General features: G+C 67.4%; 19 protein-coding genes. 14 read left to right on the top strand and 5 right to left on the bottom strand.

The genetic code is table 11. The features are described from left to right. Window positions 1-424 precede the first annotated feature (424 nt). Window positions 425-706 carry a hypothetical protein gene (locus tag ACWGDX_RS20515; protein ID WP_453627459.1) on the bottom strand — a complete coding sequence of 94 codons (282 nt, stop codon included), beginning with the start codon at window positions 704-706 and terminating at the stop codon, window positions 425-427. Between the two features lie 76 nt (window positions 707-782). Between ACWGDX_RS20515 and ACWGDX_RS20510 the strand changes: the two genes are divergently transcribed. Then, window positions 783-1,544: a GntR family transcriptional regulator gene (locus tag ACWGDX_RS20510; RefSeq protein ID WP_453627457.1), complete on the top strand. Its 762-nt coding sequence runs from the start codon at window positions 783-785 to the stop codon at window positions 1,542-1,544. 172 nt (window positions 1,545-1,716) lie between these two features. Here ACWGDX_RS20510 and ACWGDX_RS20505 read toward each other — a convergent pair whose 3' ends face one another. Both ACWGDX_RS20505 and ACWGDX_RS20500 read right to left on the bottom strand, forming a co-directional pair. Further along, window positions 1,717-1,851 carry a DUF397 domain-containing protein gene (locus tag ACWGDX_RS20505; RefSeq protein WP_383036029.1) on the bottom strand — a complete coding sequence of 45 codons (135 nt, stop codon included), beginning with the start codon at window positions 1,849-1,851 and terminating at the stop codon, window positions 1,717-1,719. After that, complete coding sequence (locus tag ACWGDX_RS20500) at window positions 1,814-2,719, bottom strand: helix-turn-helix domain-containing protein (protein WP_453627541.1); 906 nt, start codon at window positions 2,717-2,719, stop codon at window positions 1,814-1,816. Before ACWGDX_RS20500 ends, ACWGDX_RS20505 begins: the two co-directional genes overlap by 38 nt. A gap of 169 nt (window positions 2,720-2,888) precedes the next feature. Between ACWGDX_RS20500 and ACWGDX_RS20495 the strand changes: the two genes are divergently transcribed. Together ACWGDX_RS20495 and ACWGDX_RS20490 are read left to right on the top strand one after the other, a co-directional pair. Further along, the gene (locus ACWGDX_RS20495) at window positions 2,889-3,335 is read left to right on the top strand and encodes an ATP-binding protein (protein WP_453627456.1); all 447 of its coding nucleotides are present in this window, start codon (window positions 2,889-2,891) and stop codon (window positions 3,333-3,335) included. Between the two features lie 26 nt (window positions 3,336-3,361). After that, the gene (locus tag ACWGDX_RS20490) at window positions 3,362-4,015 is read left to right on the top strand and encodes a hypothetical protein (protein ID WP_453627455.1); all 654 of its coding nucleotides are present in this window, start codon (window positions 3,362-3,364) and stop codon (window positions 4,013-4,015) included. Window positions 4,016-4,186: 171 nt separating this feature from the next. Here the strand turns inward: ACWGDX_RS20490 and ACWGDX_RS20485 are convergent, their stop codons facing one another. Continuing rightward, entirely contained in the window at window positions 4,187-4,945 is a 759-nt protein-coding gene (locus tag ACWGDX_RS20485) for a glycosyltransferase family 2 protein (protein WP_453627453.1), read from the bottom strand. A gap of 5 nt (window positions 4,946-4,950) precedes the next feature. Then, on the bottom strand, window positions 4,951-5,739 hold the full coding sequence (locus ACWGDX_RS20480) for a GntR family transcriptional regulator (protein WP_066953097.1): 789 nt from the start codon (window positions 5,737-5,739) through the stop codon (window positions 4,951-4,953). A 361-nt stretch (window positions 5,740-6,100) separates the two neighbouring features. Here ACWGDX_RS20480 and ACWGDX_RS20475 point away from each other — a divergent pair, with 361 nt between their 5' ends. From ACWGDX_RS20475 to ACWGDX_RS20425, 11 genes are all read left to right on the top strand, one after another. After that, window positions 6,101-6,370 (top strand): hypothetical protein, encoded by a 270-nt coding sequence (locus ACWGDX_RS20475; protein WP_453627451.1) that lies wholly within the window; start codon window positions 6,101-6,103, stop codon window positions 6,368-6,370. Continuing rightward, window positions 6,367-7,341 carry a DUF2637 domain-containing protein gene (locus tag ACWGDX_RS20470; protein ID WP_453627449.1) on the top strand — a complete coding sequence of 325 codons (975 nt, stop codon included), beginning with the start codon at window positions 6,367-6,369 and terminating at the stop codon, window positions 7,339-7,341. The genes ACWGDX_RS20475 and ACWGDX_RS20470 overlap by 4 nt, the downstream gene beginning before the upstream one ends. A 98-nt stretch (window positions 7,342-7,439) precedes the next feature. Then, window positions 7,440-9,593, top strand: a complete 2,154-nt coding sequence (locus tag ACWGDX_RS20465) for a cell division protein FtsK (protein ID WP_453627447.1) — start codon at window positions 7,440-7,442, stop codon at window positions 9,591-9,593. A 456-nt stretch (window positions 9,594-10,049) separates the two neighbouring features. After that, entirely contained in the window at window positions 10,050-10,244 is a 195-nt protein-coding gene (locus ACWGDX_RS20460; protein ID WP_453627445.1) for a hypothetical protein, read from the top strand. 47 nt (window positions 10,245-10,291) lie between these two features. Continuing rightward, window positions 10,292-10,555, top strand: coding sequence for a hypothetical protein (locus tag ACWGDX_RS20455; protein WP_453627443.1), 264 nt, complete (start codon window positions 10,292-10,294; stop codon window positions 10,553-10,555). Window positions 10,556-10,594: 39 nt separating this feature from the next. After that, window positions 10,595-11,269, top strand: coding sequence for a hypothetical protein (locus ACWGDX_RS20450; protein WP_453627441.1), 675 nt, complete (start codon window positions 10,595-10,597; stop codon window positions 11,267-11,269). Then, window positions 11,266-11,592, top strand: coding sequence for a DUF6303 family protein (locus tag ACWGDX_RS20445; RefSeq protein ID WP_453627439.1), 327 nt, complete (start codon window positions 11,266-11,268; stop codon window positions 11,590-11,592). The genes ACWGDX_RS20450 and ACWGDX_RS20445 overlap by 4 nt, the downstream gene beginning before the upstream one ends. A 186-nt stretch (window positions 11,593-11,778) precedes the next feature. After that, entirely contained in the window at window positions 11,779-13,776 is a 1,998-nt protein-coding gene (locus ACWGDX_RS20440; protein WP_453627437.1) for a DUF3987 domain-containing protein, read from the top strand. A 204-nt stretch (window positions 13,777-13,980) separates the two neighbouring features. After that, entirely contained in the window at window positions 13,981-14,172 is a 192-nt protein-coding gene (locus tag ACWGDX_RS20435) for a helix-turn-helix transcriptional regulator (RefSeq protein ID WP_384983328.1), read from the top strand. After that, window positions 14,166-15,539 carry a tyrosine-type recombinase/integrase gene (locus ACWGDX_RS20430; RefSeq protein WP_453627435.1) on the top strand — a complete coding sequence of 458 codons (1,374 nt, stop codon included), beginning with the start codon at window positions 14,166-14,168 and terminating at the stop codon, window positions 15,537-15,539. Before ACWGDX_RS20435 ends, ACWGDX_RS20430 begins: the two co-directional genes overlap by 7 nt. 772 nt (window positions 15,540-16,311) lie before the next feature. Beyond that, window positions 16,312-16,920 (top strand): hypothetical protein, encoded by a 609-nt coding sequence (locus ACWGDX_RS20425; RefSeq protein WP_453627433.1) that lies wholly within the window; start codon window positions 16,312-16,314, stop codon window positions 16,918-16,920. The last annotated feature ends 49 nt before the right edge of the window (window positions 16,921-16,969 follow it).

Raw genomic sequence — 16,969 nt, 5'->3', positions numbered from 1 at the left:
CCGTACAGTCGGCGTGCGAACCGATACGACAAACCGCAGAACGGTACGGCGGCGCGGCGCCGCCGCCACGAGATTGCTGGTGACGGAGGGATCTCACCGGACCTCCACGGCGTCGAAGTGGTGATGAGCCAGGGACGCGCGACCACGCGGTACGCGCCAAAGCTGTGCACGCTCTTCGCTGGTCAGTACGTACGGACGGACGAGGACGTTGTCCTCCGCGCGAAGCGACGCCGCGTGCTTGAGTGCCCGCGTCGGACGAGGAACAAGCCGTGCCGGAGGCGCCGTCCACTCCCCGAAGGGATGCGGCACGATCCCGCGCGAACGTTGCCCGCCGCGCCATCGATCAGGCCTCGATGTACTGCTGAACTGCCGTCTGGTCCACGCGGCAGCACGACGGATAGTGTCTAACACGCTGATCAGCTCCCTATGGCTGATGGGTGTGCCCCGGGACGGCGCCGGCCGTCCCGGAGGCGTTCTTGCTGATGGCGACCCATGCGATCCGGCCGCCGTCCCCGGTGACAGCGAGACCGAACGAGTCGCCCGTCTCCAGCACCGCTAACAGCTCCTGCCAGGACCCCGCCGAGACCAGGTCCGGTACCTCCGCCTCGACGCAGATATGGCTGTCGTGATCCACGAAACGCGCGGTGAGCCCTGCTTCGGAGAGGCGCGCGGCGACCTGCTCAGCACGTCCTTCAGGTGAGGACACAGGGCCTCCGTTGCCGCGAGATCACTTTCAGTAAAGCTAGTTAACTAGATTAGAGCTAGTGGACTAGATTTTCCATATGCGTGAGCAACCTCCCTACCTCCGGATCGCGGACGTACTGCGGCAACGCATCGCCAACCAGGAGTGGACGCCGGGGGACCGACTTCCCTCGCGGGCTCAACTCGCCGGGGAATGCGGGGTGGGCGAGAACGTCATACGCCGCGCACAGGAGCTGCTCATCTCGCTCGGCGTGCTGGAGGGGCGTACGGGATCGGGGACGTACGTCGCGGAGCCCCGCGAACGTCTGCGCCTGGTCCGCTCGCAGTACCGCGAGCAGCGCGGCGGGTCACCGTTCAGTGCCGACATGGGATCGCTCGGCAAACGGGGCACCTGGGAAAGCCGCACCGACGCGAAGATTCCTGCGCCGGCCGAGATCGCCGCACGCCTCGGCATCGCGGAAGGGGACCTCTGTGTCCGTACAGCGTACGAGTTCCTGGTGGACGGCAAGCCGGCCCAACTGTCGACGAGCTGGGAACCGTACGAGCTGACGGCCGGCACCCTGGTCGTACTGCCCGAAGGCGGGCCGCACGCGGGCGCAGGGGTCGTCGACCGCATGGCCGAGATCGGCATCACGGTCGGCCACGCGGTGGAGCAGCCGGAGCCCGGACAGGCCAGCACCGAGGAAGCAACACTTCTCGGCGTGCAGCGGGGCGCTCTTGTGACCCGAATCCGGCGGACGTACTACAGCGACGATGCCCGCCCGGTCGAGACCGCGGACATCGTCATCCCAGCCGCCACCTGCGAAATCGTGTATGAGGTGCCGGTCAAGACTCAGCTATAAGTCCATTCCAGACCAACAGATCTCCAGAACTCACGCCTCGCCTACTGAGTAACCGAGGGGTACACGCCTCTTGCCGGGCGACGCGTAGGTCTCACGGATGAACACGGAAGGCAGCGAAAAGCCCTGCCGCTCCGGGAGTGAGTGGCAGGGCTCCAGTGGCCGGCCTGACCGTTCAGGGGCGGGTGAACCCGTCCTGTCGAATGGCGGATACGAAGACAGCAAAGGCACGGTCGCGGAAGATCAGCCCCGGACCTGAGGGATCCTTCGAGTCACGAACAGGGACGACGCCTGGCATCCCCTCTGCCACCTCCAAGCATGCGCCCCCCTCCTGATTGCTGTATGACGACTTGCGCCAGGCGGCGGCGCTGGGAACGGGTCGGGCCACGGTCGTTTTCCTCCGTTATGGCTCGCATGAGGTCGAGCGACGTCTGGGGCGGCAGTGCGTGCGCCCGCACGTGATCGTAAGTGACCTGATAGCCCTTGACTTCTTCCGGGTCCTCCACCAAGTGACCACTATCGGCGCCTTCGGTGTACGCCACGGATGTTCCGTCCGGGGCAGTGGCGATGTTGAGTGATCCGCCCATAGCCGGATGTGCGCCGGCCGCAAATGGGAGTACCTGAATGGTGATGTGTGGCTCCATGGCTCGCGCGATCAGATGTTGGAGTTGTCCACGCATGATCGCCGTCCCGCCTACAGGGCGCATGAGCACGGATTCATCAAGCACGACCCACAGACTCGGTGGAACTAGCGAGCTGAGGCGATCCTGTCGCGCCAACCTTGCATCCACTCGTTCGTCAAGTTGCTCTTTCGTTTTGAGTGAGCGCCCCATGCTCAGCATTGCCCGTGCGTAATCCGGGGTTTGCAACAGCCCATGAACGGTGTGACCCATGTATGCCCAGATCTCAGTGGCTTTTGCCTCTGCGTCCATATAGGCACGGCTCCAGTCAGGAAAGCTCTCCCGGTAGACGTGGGGCCATAGGTCCACCAGCAGCCCATCCGCCCCAAGCGCTTCATCCAGCGCGATAGCAACAGGCAGGGTGGGTTTCGCACCTGTCGCACGTTCAATCTGCGAGATGCGCGAGTGCTCCACTCGGACAATTTCCCCCAACCGCTTCTGAGTCATGCCCAGTCCGGTACGGAGGCGGAGGACGCGGGCGCCGAACAGGTGACCCATGGTTGACGAGGCATCAACTTCCTTGGCCATGGCCTCACTTTCCGGAGTTTTACGGATCAAGAAGTAAAGCGGTTCCCCCTGTTGAGACTACGCGCGAGTGCTCACCCTGGTAACAGGCAACCGCAGGTTCGTTACAGAGAGCGAAAAGCGCAGATGGAGGCCGTGTGACATGTACGGGAAACCCACGCCGAACCCAACGGGCAACCGCGTTGTGCTGCGATGGAGCACGGATCCGCGATGCGTCGCGTACGCGCGGTTGGAGCTGCGGAAAGCACTGGCCGATTGGGGCCTGTCGGTCCTGGAGGACTCGGCCACTCTGATCCTGTCCGAGCTGCTGAGCAACGCCGGGCGGCACGCGAGGGTGACGCCGGAACAGACCATCGAGACGCGGTACTTCCGCAGTTCGGGCGCTCTGCGCATCGAGGTGCACGATGGTTCGCCGGAGCGTCCGCAGCCGCGTACGCCGGACGCGGAGGCGTCGGACGGGCGGGGGCTGCTGCTGGTGGAGGCGTTGGCGGACGCGTGGGGCGTAGCCGAGCGGTGTGGGCCGGGGAAGGTGGTCTGGGCGTCGTTGTCGGTGCCGCTCGTACGGTCCGTTACGAGGGATTGCTCGTGACTGCGCCGCGGGGAAGGCCTCCGGTCGTGCCGTACATCGCCTGCTGGTCCTCCGAGCACCGTCCGCCGGGCGTGGTGCTCGTGAGGGATGGGGGCATCGCGTACGCCGACGAAGGACCATACGAGCGAGATGACATGGGTGTGTTGTGGAAGCGGGTGGGGATCAGTCCGGGGAAAGGGCAGCCGGAGTTCGGGAATGTGCATTTCCTGCGGCAGCGCCAAGCTATGCGGAAGCTGCTGTGCCAGGTCTGCGGCGGGCCGTCGGACCGTACGCCAGAAGGCACACTCTGGCTGGTCGGCGAGGACGCGGACTACCCGGAGCTGCACAAGCCCGGCTATGTCACCACGCACCCGCCCCTGTGCGTGCCGTGCGCGGTCACCTCGGTCGGGGCGTGTCCCCACTTACGCGAACGACATGTGGCGTTGCGGGTGCGGTCGTTTGTGGTGGCGGGAGTGCACGGGGCGTTGTATCAACCGGGCGGGTCGTTTCCGGTGGCGTATGACGCGGGCGGGGTGGCCTTCGAGAGTCGGCGGCTCAACTGGGTACTCGCCAGCCAGCTGATCATGGAATTCCTTGAGTACACGATCGCGGACCTGAAAGCGGAACACGTCGCATACCTCAAGCGAACGGAGGCGCGGAGCAAGATCTTCGGGGCGGGTCTGAAACGCGCGCCTCAATAAGCCAGAACTCCCGCCTCTGTCGAACGCAACGGAAGCGGTTCCCTCGCATCCGAAGTCTCAACAGGGGCGGGCATTCTCACCCGTTTAGCTCGATACGGAAGAGCCTCAGAGCTATCAGCGCCCGCCCGCCAGTGGCCGCGCCCCCGCGCAACCCGGCCAGAGCATCGCGGTTCAGCTGGAGATCGGGTACTGCCACCGCAGGTACGCCAGCGCCCGCGCCCTGGACTCCACCACCGCCATGCGGGCATCGCGCTCCTCCGGGTCGGTGTGCGCCGCCTGGCCGGTGGCCTGGCCTGGCCATTTGCGGTAGAGCAGGCCCACCTCGGAGGAGAACCAGCCCCGGCTGACCGAGTCCAGCGCGAGCAGCAGTCCGGTGTCCTCCGAGGCCGGCAGTGCCATCCAGCCGCCGAGCGCGAGCAGCAGATCACGACGGGCGAAGAGAGTGGCAGGGTGGACCGGCGCCCGGTAGTTGTTCGCCGACCAGTACTCAAGGACGGCGCCGCGCTCGATGGGCCCGTTGTCCGGGTCGCCCTCGAAGCCGACCGTAGAGCCGTCGGGCAGCAGATCCAGTACGCGCGATGTCGCCCAGCCGAGGGTGGGATCGCCTTCGAGTGCGGCCAAGTCCCGGGCCAGAGCGCCCGCCGGCAGCTGGTCGTCGGCGTCCAGGACCTTGATGTACTCGCCGTCCGCGTGCGCGAGAGCCAACGTACGCGCCGTACCCGGACCGCCGGGACGCCCCTGCCGGAACGTCACCCGCGGATCATCGGGGACATGGGGCGCGACCTCGTCGCTCCGGCCGTCCTCCTGGATCAGCCAGTGCCAGTCCCAGCCCGCGGGAAGGTCCTGTGCGACAAGGGACTTGTAGGCGTCCGGCAGGAAGTGAGCGGACGGGCCGTGTACGGCGGTGACGATGATGATGCGCCGGCGCACGGCACTCACCACCTTTCCAGGGGAGTGGTGAAGAGCATTTCCGTGCGGTCGCCAGGCAGCGTGACATCCGAGACGTCCACCACCCGGTCATTGACGTCGAACGTCGTCTTCCGGAGCACCAGGACCGAGGTCCCGGGCGGGAGTTCCAGCTCCTCCGCCTCTTCGGGAGTCGGTGGTCGGGCGGAGACGAGTTCCTCGACACGGCCGACCTCGATGCCGACGGTGTAGAGCTGGTTCTGTGTGCCGCCCGGCCAGGGCTCCTTCGTCTCGTCCAGGAGGTCCGGGTTCGACTCGACCAGGGAACGGACGAGGTACGAGGTCACCAGGTTGAACGGGGCGTTCTCGGCGGCGTACCGCGTCCGGTAGGTGCGCTCCAGGAGGGGGGTCCCCTCCGGCACGCCGAGCGCCTTCGCGATCTCCTCGGACGCCTTGATCTCGCGGTACGCCGCGTAGAAGACGAGATCGTTTACGCCGAGGCCTGTGTCGTGCTCGGTGGCTCCCGTCTGCTGCCGCTCCGCCTCCGTTTCGCGGGCACGGTCCTTCTCCCACTGGTGCCGGAGGTTCGTGCGCAGCACGCGCGTACGGGGCTTGCGTACGAAGTTGCCGCGGCCGTGCTGCTTCTCGATCAGCCCCTCGTCCTGGAGGAGCCGGAGCGCGTCACGGATCGTCGGGACGCTCCGCCGGTGATCCTCCGCGAGCTTCGTCTCGGAGGGCAGGCGGTCGCCGGGCTTCAGCTCACCTGCGCGAATGGACTGACGGAGTTCGTCCGCGATCCGCTCGTATGCCTTGGCCATGAGTGCTCACCGTTCTCTCTCGTAACGACACCAGCTTACGACTCCTAAAGAGGTCTTGACGACTGGTGGAGAGGTACGCCACAGTCGAGGAAACTCCTAAAGAGGAGTTGAGGAGAAGACCTCTTTAGGTCTCGCCCTGGCGTTGCTTGAAAACTGCACAGCGTGCCTCGACGAACGAGTGCTTTTGATCTTCGGCGCCCAAGCCCCCGCAGGGCACGGGCGTCGGAGGTCATGACCACTCAGTTCCCGGATGACTCCGGATAAGCGGTCACCGGCCGACGACGGCGGTCGACGGGTCAAACGATGCCCGCCGCGCCGGCCTCTCCCGATCCCATCCAGTCCCGTGCTCAGGAGAGATCCCATGCGTACGTTCATCGGCGGCCACGAAGCCGCGGGCGAGGACGAAGACTTCCGCGCCTTGTTCCTCGGCGGGCGCGACGAGTCGCCCGAGCAGCGTGCGGTACGCCAGGCGGCGGCCCGCGACGTCTTCGCCGACCTGCTCGAAGAGAGTGCGGACGACGAGATCGCGATGCTCAACGCGGCGTACGCGGCTCAGCTCAGCAGCATCGTGATCAGGCCCACGGCGGGTGCTCTGCCGAAGCCGAAGGATCGCCTGAGGGACGCCGCGTGAGCCAGTGGAACGTACAAGTCGCGGAGCCTCCCCCGCTGAGCACAGCGGAGAGAGCGCTGCTGGGCATGGTGATTCCGCTCGGCGGGGGTGTCGGCGGGCTCGGGCTCGTCGCCTCGTTCGGCTCCGTCTCGTCCGCCGCCACCCGCTGGGGGTTCGCGGACGCCTGGATGCTGCCGGTCGGGATCGACCTGGCCATCCCGGTCTTCACCGCGGCGAACCTGCTACTCATCCGGCTCGGTATGCGGTTGGCATGGGTACGATTCGTGCCCTGGGCGCTCACTCTGGTGACCTGCTGGCTGAACATCGCGGCCAGCGCCTCGGTCTCGGCGAAGGTCGCGCACGGCGCGATGCCTCTGCTGTGGGTCGTGCTAAGCGAGATCGCCGCGCATGTTTACGCCGTAAATGTCGGTGTGGCGACCGGAGCTCGGATGGAGCGCATCCGCCGCTCACGCTGGCTGTTCGCGCCCCTCACCACGCTGATGTTATGGCGCCGGATGGTGCTCTGGGAGACCACCGACTATCGCGAAGCCCTGGCGCTGGAGAAGCAACGGCTCCTGGTCCATGCCGAGCTGCGCGAGAGCCACGGTCGGGCGTGGCGGCGAAAGGCTCCGCGCCGAGACCTGGTGCTGCTCAAACTGGGCGAACTCACACCGGAGGGCTCGCTCTCGGCTGACGAGCGAGACGAGCGAGACGCGGGAGACGAGCCCGACCCTGACGACAAGCCGGGCTCGGAGCCCACACCGCGTCCCCGGCGGAGGCGACAGGCCGAGAAGTACCGCCCGCGTATGACGTGGGAAGAAGCGATCGCCAGGGCCCGCGAGCACACCGCCGACTGGCCGTACGAGCGCCTCGACGCGGAGCCCATCCGCAAGGCCATCGGTTGTAGCCAGAGCCGTTCGCGCCAGCTGCGCGACGTGCTGCGGTCCGAGCGCCGGCCCCAGGAAGCGGAGCCGATGCCGGTCGACGGCTGATCTGAACCCGTCACCTCTCACCGAACTGAGGTCCGGCCGCTGCTTTGGCGGGTAGGGCCGGGCCTCAGCCTCCCCTCCCAGTCCGGAAGGAAGCGTCAGTGAAGCACGAGCCCGAGGAGCCCGACGCCCAGGAGCGCGCGCTCTTCGCACGCTTGGAGAAGGAGTTGGGATCGGGTCCGACCGAGTCGGCCGACCGCGCCGCCGCCGAATCGGGCGACCCTCGCCAGACCGTCATGGTCGACCGCCCCGGCGAACCCGTGGGCCCCCGCCTGATGGATCGGGTACGGGACGCGAAGCGCCGCCCGGTCATCCCGGCCTGGGCCCAGTCCCGCACCGAGTTCAAGACCGCCGGGCGCGGCGTCGCGGCGTACGCGTGGCACGTCTCGGCGTACCACGCGGTGCGCACGCCCTGGTACACCCTGCGTCTCGTTCGCCAGTCGCCGCACGGCGTGGCCCGGTTCGTCGGCGGCTCGCTCCGGTGGGTGACGGATGCTGAGGGCGAGCCCTTCCGTCAGTCGGCCGCCTCGAACGACGACATCGACGACTATCTGAGGCTCTCCCGCCAGCGCGATCGTCGGGTGCGGTGGCGCGCGGTCGTCACCTTCGCCGCCACTGTCGTGGGAACGGCCACCGCCTTGGCCCTGTACGTCCTGGCACCGGCCTGGTTGCTGGCGTTGAGCGGCGCAGTCGTAACCCTGGCCCTGGGCCGACTCGGACAACCAGCAGATGATCCCGTTATCCACAGGGCTGTGGAGATCCCGAAGGCCACCAAGCTGACCAGCGACATCGTGTTGCGGGCGCTGGGCTCTCTCGGTATCCACGCGATCAACCAGGCCCAGTCCAAGGGCGGCCCGGGTTTCACCTTCACCGCCCCCATCACCCGGGACGGGCCGGGCTGGCTCGCCGAGGGCGACCTTCCGTACGGCGTCACCGTGACGGACGTGGCCGACCGGCGCGACAAGCTGGCCTCCGGGCTCCGCCGCCCACTGGGCTGCGTGTGGCCCGAGGCCGTACCGGACGAGCACACCGGCCGACTCCGCCTGTGGGTCGGGGATCAGGACATGTCCCTGACCAAGCAGGCGCCATGGCCGCTGGCGAAGGCCGGGGCCACCGATCTCTTCAAGCCGGTGGTCTGGGGCACCGACCAACGCGGACGGTGGGTCGGGGTCACGCTCATGTTCATCGCGGGTGTCATCGGCGCCATCCCGAGGATGGGCAAGACGTTCCTGCTCCGCCTCCTGCTGCTCATCGCCGCTCTGGACCCGCGAGCCGAACTCCACACGTACGACCTGAAGGGCACCGGCGACCTGGACTCGGTCGGTGACCGCGTCGCCTACCGGCACCGGGCCGGCGAGGAAGACGCGGACATCGAATACGCCATCGCGGACCTTCGCGAACTCCAGCGGGAGCTGCGCAGACGGGCGAAAGTCATCCGTTCCCTTCCCCGCGACATGTGTCCCGAGTCGAAGGTGACCACCGAGTTGGCCTCGAAGCGCTCCCTCGGACTCCACCCGATCGTGGTCGGGGTGGACGAGTGCCAGGTCTGGTTCGAACACCCCACGTACGGCACGGAGTTCAAAGAGATCTGTACGGACCTGGTCAAGCGGGGCCCGGCGACCGGGATCGTGCTGTTGCTGGCCACCCAGCGGCCGGACAAGGACAGCATCCCGACCTCGATCAGTGCGAACGCCTCGGCCCGTTGGTGCCTCAAGGTCATGGGCCAGACGGAGAACGACATGGTGCTCGGGACCGGTGCTTACAAGCGCGGGGTCCGGGCCAGCATGTTCGCCTGGGGCGACAAGGGCATCTGCTACTTCCTGGGGGAGGGCGCGGACGCCCGTATTGTCCGCTCCGCGTTCATCAACGCGGTCGAAGCCGACCGGATCGCGCTCCGGGCACGGGCTCTGCGCGAACGCGCCGGCACCCTCGCCGGACACGCGCTCGGCGAGGAGCCCGAGGCCGGCGCGCACGCCTCGTACGACCTGCTGGCCGATCTCCGCGCCGCCGTTCCCGCCGACAAACCGAAGCTCTGGAACGAAGCTGTCGTCCCGCGTCTCGCCGAACTCCGCCCGGAGGTCTACGGGGACTGGACCCCGGAGCAACTGACGGTCGCGCTCAAGCCGTACGGCATCCGGACTACGCAGATCTGGGGAACCACCGAAGACGGCAAGGGCGCCAACCGGCGCGGCATCAAGCGCGCCGATGTCATCAAGGCCATCGCGGAACGTGACGGACAGGCCGACGCGGCATAGCCGTACGGCGCGCGTCCGACGCCCGTTCACCGCCGCTGGACCTAGCAGGCAGCCCTGCTAGGTCTAGCACTCCCGCTAGCGCTCGAAACCCACTCCGACCAGGCATCTAACTCCTAGCAGCCGGTCCCGCGCACCCCCTGAATCCCGCTCTGGAAGGGGTAGCCATGCCCTCCCTGCTCTCCATCACGCCCATCCTGATATTCCTCGCGCTCTGTTACGCGCTGCTGTGCACCACAAGCCCGTACGGAGCCTGCCGTAAGTGCAAGGGCTGGGGTCACAAGATCCATCAGACCCGCGCCGGAAGGCTCAAGCGCGGTCACCAGTGCCGCCGTTGCGCTGGCTACGGCAGGCGTCTACGCATCGGCCGTCGCGTCTACAACGGCGCTTCGCGCCTCCACCACGACGCCACCCGCTGACCCGGCGCGATTACCAGACGCGATCAAGGAGGCCATGCCCATGTTCCTGACCATCTCCGCTCTCGCGCTGTTCGGGCTCTTCCTGACCCTGCTCCTGTGCTTCAGGGCGCTCGGCGTCGGTGCCGCCGCCGTCGCTGTGCTCTTCGGTTTCTACCTCTCCCGCACCGGAGCCGCGGACGCGATCGACCAGATCATGTCCGCGCTCGGCAGCGCGCTTCACGACCTCGGCAACTGAGGGCAACTGACCCGCATCCGGAACAAACCACTGAAAGGCATCACTCCATGTCTGAGCAGCTCGTCACCGCCCCTCCCCGCATCTCGCTGATGGCCGCCGGTGAACTCCGCGACGCGCTCAAGGCCATCGGCGAGGGCCGCGGCCCCGCCGCCGTCGCCTCCCTGATGGCGATCGATTCCGCCTCGTGGCAGGCGATCGAGCAGCGTCTCGTCGCCGTCGTGGGCAACGACCTCCGTGCGCTCCTTCTGTCCGCCGCCGGTGGTGCTGGTGCCGCCGGTGGCACCACGCAGACGCAGCAGTTCCTCGGCTGACACGCCGTCCCCATCCGCCACCGTCCCTATGGAGGACCCGTGTTCAACCCCAGCCCCACCCTCGCGTGGTTCGACAGCTTGACCGCGAGCGTGCACGCGCTCGGCGCCGCCGCCCGCGAGTACCGGACCGCCAACCAGGCCGCCCAAGCCTCCGCGTGGCACACCGATCCCACCCGACTGCTCCCGATCAACGGCGCGGTCCGCATCCCGGGCCGGGATGTCGTTCGTCCACAGCATGACGCCCTGTGGCGGCTCGGAGAGTTGTACGGCGACCTGCGGAGCAGCACAAAGAAGCTGTACGAGAACGCCGCCCAGGCGTACGCCCACGGCACCGCCACCGCCGTCCGCTCCGTACTCAGCGGCGGACGCCCGCCATACGTCGAACTCGACCGGCGCGACGGCCGTTACGTACTGCCTGTGGCCTCGCTGCCCGACATGCGGGAGGCGCTCAGCCGGTGGACCGGAAGCAAGCGGCTGGCCGAACTGCGACAGCAGGTGATCGAACGGGAGCATGCTCAGGCCGTCGTTGCCGACTTCGCGTTCTATGAAGATTTGGCGGACTGCGCGGCGGCGGAGATCACCCGCGCCTCCGAGCGCGCCGCAGGTCTCGCCGACTGTGCGTACGCGTATGGCGAGACGGCCGAGAGCGCCCTGCATTTCGTACTTCTCACCGCGACCTCCCAGTCCAACCGCGCCGCCGAGGGGGACCGGTGACTCACGAAGCCGAGCTGCTCACCGCGCAGATGAGCCGCACTGGGGATGGCGCGCATTGGGCGGTGTACGTCGTCCTCTCCAGCGAGCCGGGGCACTGGCCGGAGGTCCTGATCCCCGCCGACAACGGCATCCCCAGCATCGCCACCCGCGCGACTGCCCTCGCGCATCTCGGCTTCGTCCCCTTCAGGACGTACCCGTTCTGGGACTGGGCCGAGACGATGAACCCGAGGGATACGGCGTCCCCGGTCCGGCTCGTCGCCACCCTGGCGCTCGTACCCGCCGCTCCTGAGCGCGGCACGGGCAGCAGTTCCCGCCACTTGTAGCTCTGCCCGGGGCAGCGGTCGACGGGTCAAGGAAGCCCGCTGCCCCGGTATCTCCCATCCCATCCACGGATCAGGAGGTGCCATCAGGATGCACCACATCCGCGGTGTCCGCGTAGTCGCTCCGGCGACCGCACGGATGTTCCCGCACCTCCCCGTGACCGTCGCGAGTTCGCGAAAGGCCACACGGTGAGCAGCGCGTTTCCCTCCCCTCCGCCCCCCGATCCTTCGTACGACACGGAGACGGTTCCACCGAACGACCAGGACGCCGAACAAGCCGCCTTGGGCGCCATGCTTCTGTCGCGCGACGCGATCACAGCAGTCACGGCAGTGGTCGCGATCGATGACTACTACCGCCCGGCACACGCCACCATCCACGCGGCGATCACCGCCATGCACGGCGCCGGGCTGCCGGTCGACCCGATCACTGTGGCTGCCCGCCTACGCGATCAGGGCGATCTCCAACGGGTCGGTGGAGCCAGCTATCTGCACACCCTGGTTCAGGCAACACCCACCGCAGCGAACGGTTCGTACTACGCCGAAATCGTCGTAGACGTCGCCCGGCAACGCCGTCTCATCGAGACCGGCACCCGGCTGATCGCACACGGCCGTAGTGGCACGCAAGGGACCGAGCGGATCGCCGCCGAGGCAACCGCTGAACTGGCCACGATCCACACCACGGAACGATGGCCAGCCCCGATCCCCCTCGGCACACACGCCGCGCTACCGATCTTTCCGGTCCCGGCCCTGACACCGTGGATTGCGGAACACGTCGCCGCCGTAGCCGAGTTCACGCAGACTCCCCCGGATCTCGCCGCCACCATGGCTCTCGCCGCCCTCTCGACAGCGGCGGGCGGCCGGGTGCACGTCGAGATCCGGCCCGGCTGGCGCGAGCAGTCGAACCTCTACCTCGTCTGCGCGATGCCGCCGGCCTCCCGGAAGTCCGACGTCTTCGCCGCCATGACCGAGCCGGTGTACGACGTCGAGCGCCAGCTCCAGGAGGAGTCCCGCGCCCGGATCATTGAGGCCGAGACGACGAAGGAAGCCGCACTGGCCGAGGCCGAAGGGCTCATGGCCAGGGCCCGCAAGCCCGGAGACGGCATTGATCGCACCGCGCTGGTCGCTGAGGCATCCGCCGCCAAGCTGCTCGCCGAAGAGATCCACGTACCGCCGCGCCCGCGCCTCACCGTCTCCGGCGACATCACCCCCGAACCGCTCGCCCAGCAACTCGCCATCCATCGCTGCCTGGCCGCGCTGTCCCCCGAAGGCGACCTGTTCGACATCATCGCGGGCCGCTACAGCGCGAAGCCGAACCTCGGCGTCTTTCTCCAGGCTCACAAGGGCGAACGCCTTCAGACGGACCGGATCACCCGCGAGCAGCCCAGCGTGGACAAGCCCGCGCTCACCATCGGCATCACACCCCAGCCAGCCGTGCTTCAGGACCTGGCCGGAGCCCCCGGCGCGCGTGACCGCGGCCTGCTCGCCCGCTTCCTGTACGCGCTGCCCGCATCAAACCTCGGCTACCGCAGGACCCGCACCGCCCCCGTACCGGAGGCCGTAGCCCGGCTCTACCACTCCCGCCTGTCCGGCCTCCTGAACACGCTCTACGCCCTCCCCGAGCCCGTCACCGTCCCCCTCACCGCACAGGCCGACCGAGCCGTAGAGGCCCTACAGGACAAACTCGAAGTGGCCCTGCGCCCCGAGCAGCCGCTCTCTCATCTCCTGGACTGGGCGGGCAAACTCGTCGGTCACACGGCCCGCGTCGCGCTGCTGCTCCACCTCGCCGACCGAGCAGCGGATGACCGATGGGGACAGCCCGTCGAAGAGAGCACCATCGACCGGGCAGCGGAGATCACGGACTACTACACCCAGCACGCCTTGGCGGTCTTCGACCTGATCGCGTCCGATCCCGCCACCGACGCGGCACAGACCATCCTCGAATGGCTGCGCCGCCCCAGGACGGACGGCACCTGGCGCACGTCGGTCAAACGCCGCGACGCGGTCGCCGCCTCCCGCCGCTTCCGCACAGTCACCCAGGTCGAACCGGCGCTCGCGCTACTCGAATCCCACGGCTACCTCCGCGCCGACACCCCCGCCAGGACCGGCCGAGCGGGCCAGCCGTCATCAGCGACCTACCACGTCCACCCCTCCCTCCAGACCGTCAGCAGTGTCAGCACAACCCGGTGACCTGCACAAACGACAGCAGCCACAACGCCAGCACACGTCAGCACAGTCAGCCCGTACCCACCCCACTGCTGACATCGCTGACGCCCGCTGACACCCGTCAGCAGCGCAAATCCGCAGCTCAGCGAATTCCGCTGACGCCGCTGACGCCCTCCCCCGCGCCCGAAGTACCGCACCGCCACGCACCGACCGAGGGGACCGATCACCGTGCGCCGTGAACCTCACCTCAAGCTCTGCGACCTCCTGGACGAACTCGACCTGTCCCGCGCCGCCTTCTACCGCATGCGCGCCCGCGGCCAGGCCCCGAAGTCCATCAAGCTCCCCAACGGCCAACTCCGCTTTCGTCGCTCCGACTTCGACAAGTGGCTCAAAGACCACGAGGAGATGCCCGCATGCTGACCTACGACGTGCGTATCTGGGGCGTCCGAAGCCGCCCGAGCAAGAGCGCTCCATATCAGCTCCGTTGGAAGGTCGGGGACGAGGTTCATCAGCAGCCGTTCGCCACCAAGACCCTCGCCGACGGCCGACGCTCTGAACTCATGTCGGCTCAGCGCAACGGCGAGCAGTTCGACACGGAGACGGGTCTCCCGACCACTGAGCTCCGCGCGCTCAACTCCCCCACCTGGTACGAGCACGCGTGTGTGTACGCCCTCATGAAGTGGCCCAATGCATCAGCCAAGCACCGGGTGGGCATCGCCGAAGCCCTGACGAACGTGACACCCACACTCACCACGACTACAAAGAAAGGAGCGCCGGACCGGACGCTCCTACGGCAGGCGCTCAGGAACTGGGCCTTTCAAATGACCCGCGACGCCGATGACGAGTGGGCGCCTCGCAAGGATGTGACCGACCCGCCCGAGGACATCGCGGAAGCACTGGCCTGGGTGGCCAAGCACTCCATCAAGGTCAAGGATCTGGCCCAGTCCGACAATCTGCGGCCCGCGCTCGCAGCGCTGTCCGTCAAGCTGGACGGCAAACGGGCCGCGGACAACACCGTCAACCGCAAGCAGACCGTCCTGAGCAACGCTCTACGCTACGCGGTGGAACGCGATCTGCTCACGACGAACCCTCTCAGCCGAATCGACTGGTCCCCGCCCCAGACGGACGACGAGGTCGACTTCCGGTACGTCCCGGGCCCAACGCTGGCCCGCGACCTCTTGGAGGCCGTACGTACACAAGGACCGCGCGGTGAACATCTCCACGCGTTCTTCGGCTGCCTCTACTACGCCACCATGCGTCCGTCCGAAGCGGCAGACCTCCGAAAGAAGGACTGCCGACTACCGGAGAAGGGTTGGGGTGAACTCATCCTCGCGGGCAGCCGTCCGGAAGTCGGCTCCGGCTGGACGAACGACGGCAAGTCGTACGAGGAACGCGGCCTGAAGCGCCGCGCCCGCCGCGCCACCCGCGCGATCCCGATCCCACCGGCGCTCGTCGCGTTGCTTCGCCACCACCTCGCCACACACGGCACAGCACCGGACGGACGTCTCTTCAGGGCAGCCCGCGGCGGGCGCGTCCGTTCAACCGAGTACATGACGCTGCCGTCGTTGTTCAGGCTGCCCATGTACCAGTCATCGTCATTGACGGCTTTCACCAGACAGAGTCCGCGGAATCCCAAGACGATCTCGGGGTGGAGGCGCTCGCCTCGTGCCGGCCAGCTCATCACGACGCGATCGGTGTCGAGAGGCGTTGCCTCCTGGTCGCCGGAGACCTTGCGGATCTCCTCCAGGGGCCAACCTGTCGGTAGGTGCGCGCCTGCCATCGAATGATTATGACAGCCGCTCGGAGCACCGCTTTAAGAGTTCGGCCTCCTCTCGGCCTGGCTGGGGCCCGCCTCGGGCACCGGTGCCACACGTGGGTGCTGAATGTCGCCGCCGTCCGGGGGCGTTGATGTCAACGTTGTATGTGAGCAGAAGAGCTCCGGCACCGGTCATGCCTCCAAAGGCCTATTCGGCCGATCGCCCAGTTCCACCAGACATGCCGAGCGCTACACCTCCACAACGTCCGGCAGGTCTGCCGGCCATCGTCCTCCCGCCAGAGAGCACGAAGCCGCCAGACTTCATGGGTCGGCTGTACTCGGGACAGACCGGGGCGAAGTTGGTCATGCGACGCACCCTAACGGAGCGACTGCTTCTTCCCGAAGCAACTTGGGCGAGGGCTCGGCCTTCGGCTGGTGTGCTCGTCACCTGCGCTGCCAGTCCGTCGGCGTCCGTGCTCGTCTGCCGTTGTCCGTCGGCGTTGTCACGCAGTTAGACACTCGGCTGGGCCTGTGGCTGACGGCTCACTGTGCTGGCACTCAACTCGACTCAGGCGCTTGGTCGAGCTGTTCGAGCTTCAGCACATACGTGTTACCACCGTTCCCCCACAAGCGGGCTCGGCGTGATGCAGCTTCGTTTCCACGTAGAAGCCTCATGCCGAGATGAGGTGGCGGCCCAGAAGCCGCTGTGGTTCGAGGGCAGGCTGTATGCGGAGGGACTCGGATCAACGAGCGGCTACGTGAGACGGCTTGCGGTCGAAGACTCACCGGTCACACTGCACAGCTTGGCAGCCACCACAACCTTCGTCCTGGTGGCTGATGTCGACCACCGGCATCTGCAGGTGATCGAGGAGCACCGCACGGGCGGCATAAAGTTCCGCTTGCAGCTCACCGGCACGACCATGAACGACGGCAACCTCGAACGCATCGATGTTGGCGGCATCGAATGCGAGCTCACCCAAAGCGACTGGGCGGCCGTCCTTGAACAAATGCAGTACCGACGCCTGCTCCTGATCGAGCTGGACGCACCGGGCGCCAACCGGTCGGACGAGTTCAAGATGGCTCTCGACTTCTACCGAGACGCAGAGAAGCAGTACCTCAAGCAGGAGTGGCGGCTGACCGTAGAAGCGCTCCGCCAGTCGCTCGCGGCGCTCGTCGGGAAGACCGCCGACGAGGAGGACGAGGAGGCCGATGTGGAAGCGGCGTTCAAGACGCTCCGCAGGGAAGCCAACAAGACCAGGGTCGGCTACCCGCCGCGTGCCGAGCAGGTGCGGCGTTCTCTCAAGTTCATGTGCGACCTGGGGGCGCACCCGGAGACTGCTGAAACCGTCAAGGCCGACGCATACTCGGCGCTCCTCATGACTGGCGGACTTCTGCACGAGTGGCAGGGCTGATTCCGAGGGGGCAAGTGCCGTCGATCGCGTCAGTGGATCCCGCTACGGA

This window comes from Streptomyces sp. NPDC055025 (assembly GCF_053608565.1).
Note: the sequence above shows the minus strand (reverse complement) of the source record. Positions and strands in the feature narration are given on the sequence as shown.